This is a genomic window from Ancrocorticia sp. (assembly GCF_052089425.1).
Classification (GTDB): Bacteria; Actinomycetota; Actinomycetes; order Actinomycetales; family Actinomycetaceae; genus Ancrocorticia.
Window position 1 is genome coordinate 1 of sequence record NZ_JBQCZW010000006.1, and the last position, 17510, is coordinate 17510.

Annotated in this window: 8 protein-coding genes; all 8 read right to left on the bottom strand. The window is 61.9% G+C overall.

Annotated elements, in window-relative coordinates; translation table 11 throughout:
- Positions 1-158: 158 nt before the first annotated feature.
- Entirely contained in the window at positions 159-9071 is an 8913-nt protein-coding gene (locus ACTHV6_RS03665; RefSeq protein ID WP_441385914.1) for a fatty acid synthase subunit beta domain-containing protein, read from the bottom strand.
- Between the two features lie 16 nt (positions 9072-9087).
- On the bottom strand, positions 9088-10674 hold the full coding sequence (locus tag ACTHV6_RS03670; protein WP_441385974.1) for an acyl-CoA carboxylase subunit beta: 1587 nt from the start codon (positions 10672-10674) through the stop codon (positions 9088-9090).
- A gap of 17 nt (positions 10675-10691) precedes the next feature.
- Entirely contained in the window at positions 10692-12473 is a 1782-nt protein-coding gene (locus ACTHV6_RS03675) for an ATP-binding protein (protein ID WP_441385915.1), read from the bottom strand.
- 11 nt (positions 12474-12484) lie between these two features.
- A complete protein-coding gene (locus ACTHV6_RS03680; protein WP_441385916.1) occupies positions 12485-13258 on the bottom strand; it encodes a biotin--[acetyl-CoA-carboxylase] ligase in 774 nt (257 codons plus the stop codon).
- A gap of 312 nt (positions 13259-13570) precedes the next feature.
- Positions 13571-14563, bottom strand: coding sequence for a malate dehydrogenase (locus tag ACTHV6_RS03685; protein WP_441385917.1), 993 nt, complete (start codon positions 14561-14563; stop codon positions 13571-13573).
- Positions 14564-14703: 140 nt separating this feature from the next.
- Positions 14704-16347, bottom strand: coding sequence for a glucose-6-phosphate isomerase (gene pgi, locus ACTHV6_RS03690; protein WP_441385918.1), 1644 nt, complete (start codon positions 16345-16347; stop codon positions 14704-14706).
- Positions 16348-16404: 57 nt separating this feature from the next.
- Positions 16405-16905, bottom strand: a complete 501-nt coding sequence (locus tag ACTHV6_RS03695; protein ID WP_441385919.1) for a PIN domain-containing protein — start codon at positions 16903-16905, stop codon at positions 16405-16407.
- A gap of 23 nt (positions 16906-16928) precedes the next feature.
- Positions 16929-17369, bottom strand: coding sequence for a helix-turn-helix domain-containing protein (locus ACTHV6_RS03700; RefSeq protein ID WP_441385920.1), 441 nt, complete (start codon positions 17367-17369; stop codon positions 16929-16931).
- Positions 17370-17510 lie beyond the last annotated feature (141 nt).

Consider the following 17510-nt stretch of genomic DNA (forward strand, 5'->3'; position numbering starts at 1 on the left):
AGTTGCGGTGGCGAAACGTGGGCAGTTGCGGTGGCGAAAGGGGGGCTGCTGTGCGATTCTATCGGCTTTCGAGCATAGGAGGAGGGGCTTGACCACCAGTGGCGGTCAAGCCCCTCCTCCTTGGTTCCTACAAGATCAAGCTCTAGTAGACCCCATCTCTAGTAAACCCCATGTTCTCCCAGCCGGGATTCCGAATCGAGAAGCATGGCTGCCTCTTGCTCGTGGGCGTCGCCGTCAAAGCGGCGGCCTTCCGGCTCCTCGAACAGTGGTGCATGCCCGATCATCCCCTTGTGGAGCTGACGGTTACCGGAGGCAAGGCGCTCACTCGCGCGATCGCGCCACTGGTGCGCCGCCTCTTCTCCAGAGGCATTGGCAACGGCCTGCTCGAAAGCTCCGGGGTGAACCATCGCAACGATTGCAGACACGTGGCCAAAGCCAAGCGAGGTCAAAAGCGCAGCCTTGACTGGCCCAACCTCGATGGGCGTACGCGGCCAGACGAGGAACGGATCAGCCGCGAACTCGGGATCCAAGCAATCGAGTGACCGATTACCGGGAACCGTTCCATTTGCGAACACCTGTGACAGGCCCGCCATCTGGAACAGTGCCGCGCCACCCTTCGAGTGTCCCGTCAGAGTCTTCTGCGAAATCACGTAGAGCGGGTTGCCTTCCGAACGCCCAAGGGCGTTCGCCAAGCGAACGTGCAGTTCAGCCTCATTCGGATCGTTGGCATTGGTGGACGTATCGTGCTTGGACAACACCTTAATATCGTCCGCCTGAACACCCAGCGCGTTCAGGTTGCGAGCGAGGCGGGAGTTTGTGCCGCCACGTCCCGCTGCCAAGGCACCAAGGCCAGGAGCCGGGATCGATGTATGGATGCCATCGGCGAAGGACTGGACGAATCCAACCACACCGAGCACAGGTAGCCCCAGCTCTTCGGCAAGGTCACCGCGAGCCAGCAGGACCGTTCCGCCACCCTGACTCTCCACGAATCCGCCGCGGCGGATATCGCCAGCGCGGGAGAAGAACCGATCGGAGATTCCCTTGTCACGCATGGCCTGAGAGTTAGCGCTGGCGTTCATATCACCGAATCCGATGAGGGATTCGATCTGCAGATCGTCGATCGCGCCGGCCACCACGAAGGTTGCCTTGCCCGCCGTGATCTTATCCACGCCTTCTTCCACGGACACCGCAGCGGTGGCGCAAGCCCCCACCGGGTGAATCATCGAACCGTACCCGCCGATGTAGCTCTGCATCGTGTGCGCAGCCACCACGTTCGGGAGTGTTTCCTGCAGGATGTCCTGCGGGTAATCCCCGCCCTTGAAGCGATCCACGTACAGGCGGTGCATGGAGGTCATGCCTCCGAAGCCCGTGCCTTGAGTGGAGGCAACTTCTGCCGGGTGAAGGTTCGCCAGCAGTTCAGCGGGCGTGAAGCCCGAAGCCACGAAGGCATCCACCGTAGTCAGCAGGTTCCAGATGGCCATCCGGTCCATCGATTCGGTCATGGACGCCGGGATGCCCCAGTGCGCCGGATCGAAATCTGTGGGGAACTGGCCGCCAACGGTGCGCGAAAGCGTGGTACGGCGTGGCACATAGGTGAGTGCTCCCGCCTTGCGGGTCACCTGCCACTCGTCATCCACGAACGCGGCACTCGTATTGTCCGGATCGGCTTGTACATGGTCCTTGGCCGAAGCCTCGTCCGAAACCGAGAATGTCACATCCGATTCGAGGCGAACCGGCGCCACATCCACAGTACCCAGATCTGCCAGCACACCGTCATCCACATAGGTGCGAATGCCGGAGCGCGCCACAACATCGTCACGGAAGCGTTCCCAGATCTCAGATTCGTCTACGAAGTGCTCCTCCTTGTCATACCAACCAGGCTGAGGTGTTTCGTGCCACTGGAGAAGCCCCATCATCCAAGCCAGCTCGAGAACGCCAGCGGCTGTGAGGTCCACATCGCCTTCGTCCTTCAGCCCCAGCTCCGCTTGCAAGCGAGTTCGGGAGGAGCCCCATGGACCAACCTCTCCAATGCCTACCATGACAACGAGATCTTCTGGGCGAGCGGTTACACCGGACCAATCCGCCGTGTCATTACCCGGCTGGACGTGGCTCTCCGGTGTGGGAAGCGCCTTGATGGACGGTGCTGGGTTAGCCTCTTCCGGCGTCTCAGGAAGCGAAGCCTCCAGCGCCTTGAGATCAACCTTGTCCAGCCCACCGGTCAGGTCCGCTTCAACAGGGCCGGACGCGGCCTGAGCGCGAGTTTCCGCGCTAGCCAAGCGAGCCAGCTGCTCCCCCATCTCCTCAGTGGACCACGTGTGAACACCGGCGGCCTCAACAGCTCCCACGAGCGGATCGTTATGACCCATCAGCCCGGTGCCACGCACCCAACCGATCTTCGCGTGAGCCAGAGAAGTGCGAGCACCCCACGGCTCGGAGCTCCACTTGTTGCAGATGGCGTCAAAGGCAGCCTTGACCTCACCGTATGCGCCGTCCCCGCCGAAGGTTCCACGGTTAGGCGATCCCGGCAGGATCGTGTGCAGGCGATGGTCCACGTTGATTTCGCTACCAACGCTAGCCAACCCGCCGAGTAGGCGCTCAACGCCCCACAGGAGCACACGTGCCTGATTCTCGGTTTCGTATCCGGAATCTGCCAGCGATCCGCGCACACCCGGTGCCGCAAACGGCAGCAGGATATCCGGAATGAGAGCCGGCTTGATCAGGTGGGATGTTGCGCCAACCGTCTCGCGCTGTTCGGATCCAACCCACTCGATGAGTGAATCAATATCGCGGAAGCTCGCGAGGTTGGCCGGAAGCAGCCACAGCTCCGCCGCGCCCGTTGCGTGGGTGCGGTACAGCTCCTTAGCAAAGGATAGACGCGCCGTGTTGATGCGCGAGGCGGTCATGATAACCGTTGCCCCACCAGCTAAGAGCCTGCCGGCAGCGGCACCAGCGATCGAATTCGGGGTAACCCCGGTGATCACGGCAACCTGCCCCTCGAATTCGCCTGGCTCCGAGTTGCGAGCCGCGGCTGCGATTTCTGCGAACCGTGGATCTGGGTTGCGGGCAGCTTGCCATTCGGCCTGCCGCGCCACCTCTTCACCAACGCCTTGGAAGTTTCCTTCCACCTCGTAGCCAGCAGCAATCCGCGCGACATCCTCGCGTGCGGTTGCCCAGCGATCGCACAAGCGGACAGCCCGGCGAACATCAAAGGCTGGAGTCACGAACTTCTCCCAGCCGGAGCCGAGTTCGCTGCTCATCGCTTCGCGAAGGGCAACGTCCTCTGACGGGGCTTCAACCGAAACCTCGGGAGCCTTGCCGAGGCGAACCAGAAGCTCGCGAGCCGTATCCGCCAGCGCCCCGGTGATTTCATCCGAGAAGGCGTCTAGGGCTGCCGAATCGACCACCGCACCGCCAGCGCCGCCACCGGAACTCGGAATGGCAACGGAGATGTCCAGCACTCCGGCCACTTCGTTCACGGCGGCATCGATGACCGCATCAAGTTCCGCAGCATTTGACGGCGTGGACAGGGTGGCAAGTTCGCCGCCGCGCAGGGACTTGCCCTCACGGGTGCCCAGAACGAGGGCAGAACGAACATAGGCGCTCCATCCTTCACCGAGCTGCCACACGTTGCTCACTCGCTCGCTCACGCGTGAGGGCTTGGAGGCCGCCGCACCCGTCAGGGAACGCAGCCTCTCATTGACAACCTCAGACAGGACAGGACCGAATGGACGATACCCGTGAGCCTGATCGTTGATCGTGGACTCGAGCGATGCCAACGGCGCCTCGGCGGCCCCGTCCAGTGCACTCAACTCGAATTCGGCCGTCATGTCCATGAGGATCTGGTTGCGCTTGGAAGAGACCCCGTTGGTCAGGGTTTCCACGGTATCCGCATCAATGATCTGATCAAGACGAATCTTGGTTTGCTGAGCCAGAAGGATCTTCAACGCATCCCCTGCCCTGAACGGAATGTCCGGGGTGGGGCCCGATGCCGGAGCAGCGGCCTGCGCAGAAGCCGGAGGACTTGCCGGAGCAACCATGGCGGCCGGTTCGGCTGCCTCTTGTTCCACAGCTCCTGCCGCCGCAGCAGCATCAGAGGCGGCTGCCTCATCTGCTACCTCGGGAGCCGGCGCCTTCGCAACATCCTCGTGGAGTACTCGCTTGGCGTCACGCTGCACGTTGTACACCGTGACGTTCGCACCAGCGTTTTGTGGCAGCGCGAGAGTCTTACTCGCGAGGTTCGCGAGCGTTGGGGAGGAAGCCAAGCCAACTTCAACGATCTCTTGAACGCGCGATTCGATGAGCGCCTTCTGCGTCTCGATCCAGCGCACGGGCGAAGCAAATTGCCACGCCAACAGCTCAACCAGCAGTTCGCGGGCCACAGAGCCCGGATCGGACATGACCTCATCGAAGTTAGCTCGCAGGTTCGCCACCGATTCGGAGGGAACAACGGCGAGGATCGCATCCATGAAATCTGTGGTCAGTTCGAATGGCCGAGCCACGAGGTTCGGAATGTACCGCCCCTCCAGAACATCCAGATGAACGTCTTCTGGCATCAGCCCTTCGAGCAGGTTGCGGAAGTCCGGCACACCATCGCGAAGAACGGAGGAGTGGAACGGAACATCGATGCCCGGGATGAGCATGAATGGACGCTTGCCACCGAACTCCTTGGCTCGCCGCGCCGAATCTGCCGCGAGTGCCTTCAGCCCTGCAAGGGTTCCGGCAACCGCGTACTGCTGACCAGCCAAGTTGAGGTTCACAACCTCAAGGAACTCGCCAGAAGCCTTCGAAACCTCGGAAATGTACGCAAGCACACCGTCGTCGCCAATCCCAAACTGGTTAGGACGCAGCGCTCCGAGCTGGTAATTCGAACGGCCTTCGGCGTCACGAGGCACGAGGTGGTGCATCGTGGAACCGCGCTGGAACACGATCTCCAGCAGGTTCTCCAACGTGAAGATCCGGCCGTAGGCGGACAGCGCCGTGTACTCGCCAAGCGAATGCCCAGCGAAGCTTGCGCCGTTAACAAGGGCACCCTGCTCGCGCAGCCGCTCGGTTTGCGCGATGGCCACGGTGGCCAGCGCAACCTGAGTGAACTGGGTGAGGTTCAAGATGCCATCCGGGTGGAAGTAGGTCTCCCCCTTAGCGGTGATGGAATTCGGGTTATCGCGCACCACGGCGAGGATGGAGAATCCAAGCGCCGCACGTGTGTGCTTATCCGCGCGCTCCCACACGTCGCGGGCCGCAGGCGAATCGTTGCGCTCGTCCAGCGCCATACCCGCCGTCTGGATGCCCTGACCGGGGTACACGTAGGCCGTGGACGCAGCCGCAACGGACGCGCTGGCCTGAGCCACCACTTCGCCTGCGATCCGGCAGGTCACTTCGAGGGCAAGCCCGCCGCCGCGAATGCGGCCAACGCGCTCCACGCTGATCTCCACATCGTCGCCTAGGTTGACCATTCCGAACATGCGGTAGGTCCATCCGGTGATGCACAGATCCTCCACCGCATGCTGAGCGGCCGCGCACAGCCACATGCCGTGAACCAGCGCGTCATCCATCCCGGACATCTTTGCAGCCCGCGTGGACGTGTGGATCGGGTTGAAGTCACCAGAAACGATGGCGAAGGCCGTCATGTTCTCCGGTGCGGTCACCGTCACGCGATTAAGGAGAGAATGTGGGGTGTCCACAACCTCGCCCACATGGCCGCCGCGAGGGGCTGGATCCACCGGCTGATCGGTTGTTGTCACACGCCCGCGCATCGCGAAGCGGTCCACGAATTCGATGACGGGTTCGCCTGTTTCCCCGGCATGGCCCGCGCCCCGCGTCACGCGCGTCTGGATCGTCACAACGCGCCCGGCAGAGGATTCCTCGATGCTGGCGCAGTGCGAGTGGGAGGTCAGCTGGCCGGAGGCAAGGATCTCGTCAATCGATACGTGCAGGTTCTCCGAGTGATCCAGATGAACGGCGGACAAGAGCCCTTCGATCACCGGGTAATCATTTGCCCAGCCGGAGCCGATGGCCGCATAGATGGTGGGCCAGCTCGAACCAAGAATAGAGGACGGAACGGCACCCTGAGGTCCGCCGGCGGTCACACCAGCGTGCAGGGAACCAATCGCGGGAGATACGGCGTAGGTGAAGTGTGCCTCTCCCTCCACGAATTCCGGAAGGCCCTCGATGGGCGTGCCACCGATTGTGGTGGTGCCAACGCCGGCGGTCACGGCCAGCATCTGGCGCATATCATCGGCCAAACGGGCATCGTCCACGATGGGCAGCCCACCGTTTTGGACCGAATCGGGCAGAACGATCGGGATGATCAGCTCGCGCACAACATGCTGCTGCGCCTCAGTGCCGTCCCAGAAGGTATCAAGCGGAACGCGCAGCTCAAGGCCCGCATCGCTTTCGCGAATCTCCACCTCTTCCACGAGCGCCGCCGGGTTTTCAGCCAACTGGCCGTGCCACATGACGTAGGGAACGGTGCGCAGGTATGTATCGCGATCGGCAGCCAAGCGTGAGAACACCTCGGGAGCCTCTCCATCCAGCTGTCCCACCGTGTAGTCCTCGTAGCGCGCCAAGATCGATGCGATCGGCTCGTCAACGGAGGTGATACCGGCAACTGAGGTAGGTCCAGGAATAATGCTGACTTCGTCCGCCTTGTAGCGCGGATCGTGAGACTGCCACAGCGAATCCCCACCCCACCGCTGAAGGACGTCAGCGCCAATGTTGGACACGAATGGCACAGGCTTCGGGTACTTCAGGCACAGGGACAAGAACCATGCCGTATCAATTGCGCTGACCAGTTCGGTATCCGCGTTCGGGTAGGCGGCAACAAAGGCATCGAGGGCCGCGTATGGATCGCGCACTGCCTCCTCATCGGAGAAGATCGTGGCGATTTCGCCATGATCGGCCGCGCACAGGCGCGCCTCGAAACGCTGGAGCATCTCGAACAAGCGCGTCACGAGCCCGCCGTCGGTCCACGGATATGACAACTCCGTGTAGCGGCGAACAACGTCCGCGTACGTCATCTCTTCAATATCGCCGAAGTAGGGCTTGGCGGTCTTGTTGATAGCCTCGATGATTTCATCGCGGCGCTCGGCGATCGCCTCAGCATCACCGTCAACGTCCACCAGAAGCCGCCCGGCCTCCGAGCAGGAGTTCTCCACTTTGTAGATATCGGCGCGAAGCTGGGACAGGCCGGAGGTGATTCCCCCACGGGCCGCCCCGCTGGCGATCCAGCCGCCCTCATCATCGGCGGCAACACCGGGGGTTGCCACGAGCAATTCCTTGACGTCCCGGTTGGTCTTCGCCTCGAGCGCCGTCATGCCCACGGTGCCGATGAACACGGCATCAACCGGCATGGCCGGCCGGCCAAATTCCTTGGACCATTCGCCCGTGAGGAAGGCGGCGGCGCGCTCTGGCACGCCCATTCCGCCACCCACGGTCAGGATCACGCCCGCCTCGCGGATCTCACGGTAGGTGGCCAGCAACATATCGTTGAGGTCAACCCACGAGTGGTGGCCTCCTGCGTGCCCGTCCTCGATCTGGATGATGAGGGGCATGCCCTCGGTCACCCGTGCGATCGCCAGTACTTGGCGGATCTGCTGGACGGTGCCCGGCTTGAAGCCGATGTAGGGGAATCCTTCGCCGCGCAGGCGTTCGATGAGTTCCACGGCCTCGTCCAGATCCGGGATGCCAGCCGAAATGGTGACACCATCGATCGGGGCGCCGGCCGCGCGTTCACGCGAGACAAGGCGCCGGGTGCCGAACTGCAGATTCCACAGGTAGCGGTCAAGGAACATGGCGTTGAACTGGGCGGTGCGGCCCGGCTCTAGCATCTTGCGCAGGCCATCAACGTGTTCGGACAGGACCTCTTCGGTCACCTGCCCGCCGCCGGCCAACTCCACCCAGTGCCCGGCGTTCGCTGCGGCCGCAACGATCTCCGGATCTACGGTGGTGGGGGTCATGCCGCCCAAGATGATGGGCGAGCGTCCGGTCAGGCGCGAGAACGCCGTCTCAAGAACCTTATGGTTGCGGATGGTCGCCAGCTTGGGAGCGTAGGCCGTCCAGTCCTCCGATGTGACCTCGCGGCCTTCACCGGAAACAAATTCGTCACGCGCGGGCGCAGTTCCGGCATCCACATACGTGATTCCAGACCCGGCAAGGTTCTCCGTTGTGAGCGATTGCAGGTTGCCCGGTCCAAGGTCAACAACGTATCCCTGATCGAGCTTCTGCACCGCCTCGCCGAATTCGTTCGCCCACTCCAGATGATCGGTGAGGACGGCGCGGGCTAGGTGGTCCGACTTGTCCACGTTCAGTCCGCAACGCGCCGCCCAGTCATCAACAAGGGCGACGGCGGGTTCGAGGATATGCGAGTGGAATGGCGCATCCACGTCAAGGAATTCGACGACGGGTGTGAGTGGGGCGCCGCCAGTTTTCTTTGCCGTGCGTTCGGCGGCCGATTTCTCAGCAACCTTCTCCAGCTTGGCCACAAGTTTGGCCAGATCCGCCGGGCGGCCTGATGCGACGAGTGAATTGTAGGAATTGACGATGGCCAGATCGGCGCCAACGCCAGAAGCCAGATCGGCCAGCAACCCGCGCGGAACCCCGCGCACGGACACCATCGCGGTGTTGCCTGCGCGTTCGGCGCCGGCCTCACGCGTGACCTTCGTGGCTGCGGCGCCAATGAGGCGTGCCAGTGCCATGACGGCTGCCTTGTTTTCGGCCGCCAGAAGGGCCTCGGCCAAGATTCCCTGCGAGTGGCCGATTACGGCCACCGGCTGGTTGGTCAGAACGTGCGAGACGTCCAGCCACGCACCGTACTGCGCCATGAGGATGCCGGGAACGGAGGCAAAAGCACCTTCACCCGAATTGCCGAGCAAGTTCAGCCGCCCGCCGCTAATCAGCGTCAGCTCGGGCAGAACCGGTGCCAACAGGGCCTCGGCTGCCGAATCGATGGTGGAAAGCTCTGTGGCGATCTGTCCCTCGGAAGCAAGTTCATCGAGCTCGCGGCGCCACGGTGATGACTGGCCTGCGAACTGGAGGATCCAGGGAGTGCCGGAATTAATCTCTTGAGTAATCATCTCTCGTCTTTCTCCCCTACATCGGCATGTTGCCGTGCCGGCGCGTGCCGGGATGGGACCTATCTTTCGTGCGCAGAATACGCAGTGCAGAAACAATGTTGGAACGTGTGGATTCGGGCGTGATAATGGCATCCAGTTCTCCGGACGCCACCGCCAAGTATGGGTTCACGTTTTCACGTGTGTATTCATCGATGAGCTCTTGCTTGAGCACAGCTACGTCCGCGCCCTCTTGGGCCGCGGCCTTGAGCTCGCGGCGGCCGGTGATGGCCACAGCGCCGTCCGCTCCCAGCACGGCGATCTCGGCTCCCGGCCAAGCGAAGTTCATATCCCCGCCCAGTGACTTCGAGCCCATGACGATGTAGGCACCGCCGTAGGCCTTGCGGAGCACAACGGTGATGAGGGGCACGGTGGCGTTCGCGTAGGACCAGATGAGCTTGGCGCCGCGGCGAATAATGCCGGCCTGCTCCTGCTCCGTTCCCGGGCGGTATCCCGGAACATCCACAAGCGTGATCACCGAAATGTTGAAGGCATCGCAGAACTGGACGAAGCGCCCAGACTTCTCCGAGGCGTCCACATCCAGCGTTCCAGCGTCATGGAGCGGCTGGTTAGCCACGATCCCCACGGATTCGCCGTTCAGGCAAGCAAAGCCCACAACGATCGAGGGCGCGAACAGCTCCTGAACCTGAACGAACTCCTCGTAATCCACGAGGTGGCGGATAACCTCCACCATGTCGTAGGGCTGCTTGGAGGATTCGGGTACCAGATCGGCAATGGTTGCGGAGCTGAGCACATCATCCGGGCCCTCCTCATAATCCCAGCGCTGGGCTTGGCCATCGCAGTTGGAGGGAAGGTAGTTCAGCAGGGCGCGCGTGTAATCGAGCGCGTCTTCTTCATCCTCAGCCTGATAGTGAGCAACGCCTGACTGGAAGTTGTGGAGCGCCGCGCCACCTAGATCTTCGAAGGACACGTCCTCACCGGTTGTTGCCTTAACAACGTCCGGGCCCGTGACGAACATGTGGGCGTGTTCCTTGGTCATCACGATGAAGTCCGTGAGAGCCGGGCAGTACACGGCGCCGCCAGCGCACGGCCCGAGGATCACGGAGATCTGAGGAATAACGCCGGATGCCTCCACCGTCTTGGCGAAGATGCGCCCGTACTGGGAAAGCGCCAACACACCTTCCTGGATGCGCGCGCCGCCAGAATCAAGCATGGCCACGATCGGAATGCGCAACTCCAGCGCCTTATCCATGATGGCGATGATCTTATCGCCCTCCGTACGTCCAAGTGTTCCGCCGGCAATCGAGAAGTCTTGTGCGTAAACGGCTACCTGCCGCCCGTTCAACTCACCAATGCCTGTCACAACGGCGGCGCCCAGGAAGCCCTGAGCCATATTGCCGCCAACGAACTGGCCGATCTCCGTGAAGTTGTCCACGAACATCTCAATACGCTCGCGGGCCGTCTGCTTGGACTTGGGGTGCTGGCGGCTACGTGCCTTTTCTTCAGCAGTGCTCACCAATTCGTCTTGGTATGCCGCGAAATCCGCGCGATTAACAACGCGCGAGGAGCGGTCAATGGTCTGTGATTCGTCCGGAAGCCCCCGGATACCACGCGTCCTCACAATCAGTCCTCCTTCCGATCCACTCGGACAAGCGGCTGGAAGGCGGCAACGTTTTCGCCGCCCGCCACCGCAATTTCCTTAACAGTTCCGTCATAGGGGGCGTACACGTAGCTCTCCATCTTCATGGATTCGAGAACCACGAGCAGATCGCCCTGACGCACCGCGGCGCCCACTTCCACGCACACGCGCACCACGATGGCTTGAATTTGCGAGTTCACCATGCCGCTGGCGTCCACCTGTTCGCCCGAGGCGCCACCTGCAACACGGCGTGCTCCCCCGCGCAATGGCTGATGGCCGCGGCTTGCTACGCGAGGCCCGTTGGGGACCAACACGTCGCGTGGAATGGTGATGTTCACGCGCTGCCCGTTGAGTTCGGCAACGAAGGACACGCGCTCATCTGGAACCGCAGGGAGCCCCGTGTGGGTGGTTACGGCGCCGTTACTAGCACCGCCTGCACCGCCGCTCCCACCCTCGGTCACCTTTTCCGGCAGCACAGAATCCTCGAACCACCGAGTAGAGATAGGAGCCCCGGCGAAATCGTCCATGGAAATCACTTCGGAATACAGAGCGGCGGGCGTGGCCAGCCCCTCAACAACCATCTCATCGAGTGCGCGGCGCGAGCGAGCAATCGCTTGCTCGCGATCCGGAGCGGTCACAACCAGCTTGGCGAGCATCGGGTCGAAGCCGTTGGTTACCACATCGCCCTGAACAATCCCGGATTCGATCCGCACCCCGTGGCCCAGCGGCCACCGCAGGTGGGAGATGGTGCCGGTGGAAGGGATCATGCCGTTGGCGGGATCCTCACACGTGATCCGGAACTCGAAGGAGTGAGCACGCGCCTCGGGTACGGGCGTCAGCGCGCCGCCACCGGCGATCGTAATCTGCTCGCGCACCAGATCCAGCCCCGTGACCTCTTCAGACACGGTGTGCTCCACCTGCAGGCGGGGGTTCACTTCAAGGAAGTTGACGCGCCCATCGGGCTCCACGAGGAATTCGCATGTGCCCAAACCAACGTAGCCCACGGCGTCGAACAAGCGCTTGGACCAGTCGCGGATGGTGGCGTCGGAATCGCCGGGCAGCTGGGGCGCCGGCGCCTCTTCGATCAGCTTCTGGTTGCGGCGCTGAACAGAACAATCGCGGGTGGACACCACGGCGAAGTTCCCGGCAGAATCGCGTTCACACTGGGTTTCAACGTGGCGAGCGGTCCGGATGAAACGTTCCACGAAGAACTTGTCAGATTCGGTGCCATGTGCGGCAAAGAAATGATCGATATCGGCATCGCAGTCAATGACGGTGATGCCCCGTCCGCCACCGCCGTCGGCCTTCTTCGTGACGATCGGGAAGCCGTGGCTGGCCACGAACTCTTCCACGGCCTCGCGCCCAGAAACCGGATCGGAAATCCCCGGAACCGGCGAAACACCTACGGATTCGGCCAATCGGCGCGCCTGAATCTTATCCCCCAATTTGGCCAGAACACTCGGATCGGGGCCGATCCACGCAATCCCGGCGTCCATGACGGCGCTTGCGAACTCCTCGATTTCGGACAGGAATCCGTATCCGGGGTGAACGGCATCCACGCCGGTGCTTTTGGCGATGTCGACGATGCGCTCGATGTTCATGTAATCGCCGCCGATGGCGTGGGCCTCATCGGCCTGAGCCACGAACTGAGCGTTGATATCGGATTCCGTGTAGATTGCCACGGATTCGATACCCATATCGCGCGCCGTTCGGATCACGCGCAGGGCGATTTCCGAACGGTTCGCCACGAGGATTCGTGAGATCATTGGTGCCTTCCTTAGTTGAATAGCGATACTTCGCCGGCCGTGATCCGCACGAGGCCGCCATCTGTGGCCACCTCCAGCGAACCGTCTGCTAGTACCGCGCGTCCGGTCCCGTACACGGGAGAATTTGCGGGGCGCCCCACCATGATTCCTGGGCGCAGCGTGTCACAATGTGTGTTGATTTCGGTCAATACGCCCGAGCGCTCCGGATCTCCGGCAGCGGCTTCGAATGCGTTGATACGTTCCCTGAGTCCTGCTAGCCACGCCGCCGCAAGCTCATCACGGCTGGGGACAGGGAGCCCCACCGATTTCAGGGAAGCTGCGGTGGGCGTTGGGAATTCAGTGATCGAGAGGTTCATTCCGAGGCCCAGAACGGCGCTGATCCGCCCGTCCGATTCTCCGCAGTGTTCGCCAATGATTCCGCCGATTTTTTTATTGTCGACGACGACGTCATTCGGCCACTTCACCTTGACGCGCTCACTGCCCGTGGCCGCACGTGCCGCTGCGCCACCAATGAGAGTCAGCCAGTGCAGCTGTTCCCGGAGCGCGATGGGCAGAGAAACTAAGACGGAGATCAGGAGCGAGTGGCCGGGCTCCGAATGCCACTGGCGGCCTATGCGGCCACGGCCCGCCACTTGATCATCTGCGATAAGTACGGTGAAGTCAGGACTCCCTGGCCATATAGCCGCCAGATCGTCCTGCGTTGAGCCAGTGGATTCCGTGTGGAGGAACACCGCGGCTTGCGCACTGGTGAGTGACCAGTCCATGAACACCTCTAAGTTACTCAAACGTACCTTACGTTCAAGTAGGTTACCCTACCGTAGGCTCGCGTGCAGGAGGTGTGTCTTATTCCTCTAGGCCGTTTTGGTCTCCGCCCGCTCCTTGTCCGCCCTTGGACACCTTATGTAGTTGTTGGACATGGCATACCACCTCCGGAGGCGCCATAAGTGGTCCAACTGAGGAGTCTGGGCATTGGGCCGGCGGTGCGGCCAAGCTCAGGGCACAGCGAAGGGGCAGGCACACCGTGTGATGCACCTGCCCCTTCTGATGACTCGGGATCAGCGAGTTCGAGCTCGCCAACCTACTCGATCAGCGCAGCGCTACTTAATCAGGCCGAGCGCGCGAACCGCGTCCAGCTCCTCCTGAGCAGCCGTGATGTTGTGATCGATGCCGGCCTGCGTTGCCGCAGAGATGTCCAAGCCATCCACGACGTCCCACGAACCGCCCTTCGAGGTGACGGGCAGGCCGTAGATGAGGCCCTCGGGAACACCGTAATGCGTACCGTCGGAGTAAATGCCGCCGGTGACCCAATCGCCCTCAACGGTTCCATTGACCCAGTTGTACACGTGATCGATGGCGGCGGAAGCAGCTGATGCGGCAGAGGAGGCGCCGCGGGCTTCGATGATCGCCGCGCCGCGCTTGGCAACGGTGGGAACGAAGTAGGACGTCAACCACTCCTCATCCACGAGCTCCGGTGCGGGCTTGCCAGCAACCGTTGCGTAGGAGACATCCGGGTACTGATCGGCGGAGTGGTTACCCCACACGAGCATCTTCTTGATGTCAGTGACGGCAGCACCCGTCTTGCTAGCAAGCTGGGAGATGGCGCGGTTGTGATCCAAGCGCATCATGGCATTGAAGCGGTCATTGGGAACGTCAGGCGCGGACTGCATGGCGATCACGGCGTTGGTGTTAGCGGGGTTGCCCACAACCAGAATCTTGACATCATCGGCAGCGTTATCGTTGATTGCCTTGCCCTGAGGTCCGAAGATTCCACCGTTGGCCTCTAGCAGATCAGCGCGCTCCATGCCCTTGGTGCGGGGCCGGGCCCCAACAAGCAGTCCTACTGAGGTGCCGGTGAATGCCTTGTTCAGATCGTCATACACATTCACGGATTCAAGCAGCGGGAACGCGGAATCGTTGAGCTCCATTGCTGTACCCTCTGCGGCCTTGACGGCCTGAGGGATCTCCAACAGGTTGAGGCGAACGGGTACATCTGGGCCGAGCAGGGCGCCAGAGGCGATGCGGAACAGGAGAGCGTAGCCGATATTGCCGGCAGCTCCAGTGACAGTAACGGTAACAGGCGTCTTAGCCATGCGTTTAACTCCTTCGAGTTGAGGATTGGGCTGCGGTTGCCCACGCCCTATAGTTTAGTGGCGCGGCTCGCGCCGAAGAGGCCCATAGGACCCAAATGTTCACGAAACAACTGAGCGGAACGCGCTCCGGTAACTGGCTGCTACCGGCGATGAGCCCTGTAATAGGCAATCAGCCCGCGCGTGGAGGGGTCCTGACCGGCCAGCGCATCGGTATCTCCGGCGATCGCCGGGCCCATATCGTTGGCCATCTGCTTGCCCAACTCCACGCCCCACTGATCGAACGAATCAATTCCCCACACAACGCCCTGCACGAAGGTGATGTGCTCATACAGTGCGATCAGCTGGCCAAGCACCGAGGGCGTCAGATCCGGTGCCATGATGGACGTGGTGGGCTTGTTGCCCGGGAAAACTCTGGCGGACACGATCGCCTCGGGCGTTCCTTCAGCCCTGACTTCATCGGCTGTCTTTCCCAGCGCTAGCGCCTTGGTTTGCGCGAAGAAGTTGCCAAGGAACAGTTCGTGCTGATCCGTCTGACCGTCCTTCATCGCGTACTCCGGGTTAGCGAAGGCAATGAAGTCCGCGGGAATCAGTTGCGTACCCTGATGGATCAGCTGGTAGAACGCGTGTTGGCCGTTGGTGCCAGGTTCGCCCCAGAACACCTCGCCGGTCTTGGTGGTCACGGGAGCGCCATCCCAGGTGACGGACTTACCGTTAGATTCCATCGTCAGCTGCTGGAGGTAGGCAGGGAACCGGTGTAGGTACTGCGAATATGGCAGCACCGCGTGGGATCCTGCGCCATAGAAGTTGACGTACAGAACGTTGAGCAGCCCCATGAGCAGCGGCACGTTCTCGGATGCCGGGGCACTCTCAAAGTGCACATCCATCGTGTGGAATCCCTCGAGGAACTCCGCAAAATTCTCCGGCCCGATCGCCAGCGCCAGTGCGGTTCCAACCGCTGAATCCACCGAGTAGCGTCCGCCTACCCAGTTCCAGAAACCAAAGGCATTGGCCGGATCGATCCCGAATTCTGCCACCTTCTCCAAATTGGTGGACACGGCAATGAAGTGCTTGGACACGGCATCATCGCTGACAATTCCGCGCGCCTGCAGTCCCTCAACAAACCAGCGGCGGCAGGCCTTCGCGTTGGTCAGCGTCTCAAGGGTAGTGAATGTCTTGGACGCCACGATGAACAGCACGGTCTCGGGATCAACGCCCTTGAGCGTCTCGCCAACATCAGTGGGATCGATATTGGAGATGAAACGCGCCTCTAGATCCACGTACAGCTTGAGAGCCTCGTAGGCCATGACGGGCCCCAGATCGGAGCCGCCAATGCCGATATTGACGATGGTCTGAATCTTCTTGCCCGTCACTCCGGCCCATTCGCCGGACCTCACTTTGTTCGCGAAAGCGTATATGCGCTCCAACACCTCGTGCACATCGGCAATCACGTCCTGACCATCCACAACCAGCTGGTCCGATGCCGGGCGGCGCAGAGCGGTGTGCAGTACGGCGCGATCTTCCGTCACGTTGATGTGCTCCCCCGCGAACATCGCGGCGCGGCGCTCGGGCACGCCCACTTGGTCAGCCAGCTGAACGAGTGCATCACGGATCTCTTCATCAATGAAGTTCTTGGACAAGTCCACGTGCAGATCGCCTGCGGTCAACGTATACCGTTCGGCCCGCTCGGGATCGGCAGCGAATCGCCCACGGAAATCCGGGGTAAAGTCACGCGTCAGGTCTGTCAGATGCTTCCAAGCGGCGGTGCTTGTGGGATCGATGGTCATGCTTCCTCCATGTCAGCGAACAATCTGTGGAACAGCTTACACTCTCACGGGCAACACTCACCGCTTGGGAAGATTCTGAGTTTTCCGAAGTGTCGGGTCTGACCGGCGCACCAAGTCCACAGTGTGGGGCGCATCCACTGCGAGGCGGTCCAGTACGTCAGAGGCTGTGGCGCCACCGGCCCAGGTGCGGGCGATCGCGGTCGTAATCTCGCCCAAGATGCCCGGATGTACTTTGTGGAGCCCGGCGAGAAAAACGTCCGGGTGCTGAGCCTCGATACCCCACGGGGCGAGAGTGTCACCGGGAAAATCGCGCAGATTGCGGGTGACGATCATCTGTGCATCGGTATGAATCGCGGCAGCCAGAACGTGCCGATCGTCGGGATCGGGTAGTTCGAGCTGGCCGATCAGGTACTCATAGCCAGTGACGGCCACATCTCGGACCGCGTCGTTCATCAGCCGCCGGGTTCGATCCAGCCTAGCCGGGTCGAGGTCTGGCCGATTGGCTCTGAGATTGCGGAACACTTCCTCAAGAATCCGATCCGTCCACTTCGGGCGCACCAGCCGCGCCAACCCGACCCGGATCAGGACAGCCCAAGCGCGTGAGCCTCCACAGCCAGCTCGTCCGCGGCGGCCTCCCGGCGGGCGTCGTCCTCGCGCAAGTACCGCACCAGTGACGCGGCCCTCACACGACGGTGAGTGCCGACCGTGCGGTAGCCGATCTGCCCCGCATCGAGTAAACCGATCAAAAATGGGCGAGACACGTTCAGCACATCCGCTGCTTGCTGCGTCGTCAGCTCCGCGTGCGTGGGCACGAGCGTCACACCCTCACCGTGGGCGAAGCTATCAAGCACGCGAGCAACCGCGGTCAGCACCGCACGCGGCACCTCCATCTCCATATCCGACTCGCCCACGCTCAGCCGAACCGGAACGTCCGCATCTAGCGCAACACCGAAGCTACGCAACGCCGAGGCCGCCAGCTTCGCGTCTGTCGGCTCTGGCACCAGCGTCGAGATATCACTCATCAACTCACCCCACTTGATCGAAACTATCGCAACATTCGCAATAAGTGTAACTCGAATGATCCCTCGTCACCAGAGCACAAGACCACCTACCCGCTACGCATGCGCCAGCAACCGAAAGCACTCGCGCGGGCAACACTCACC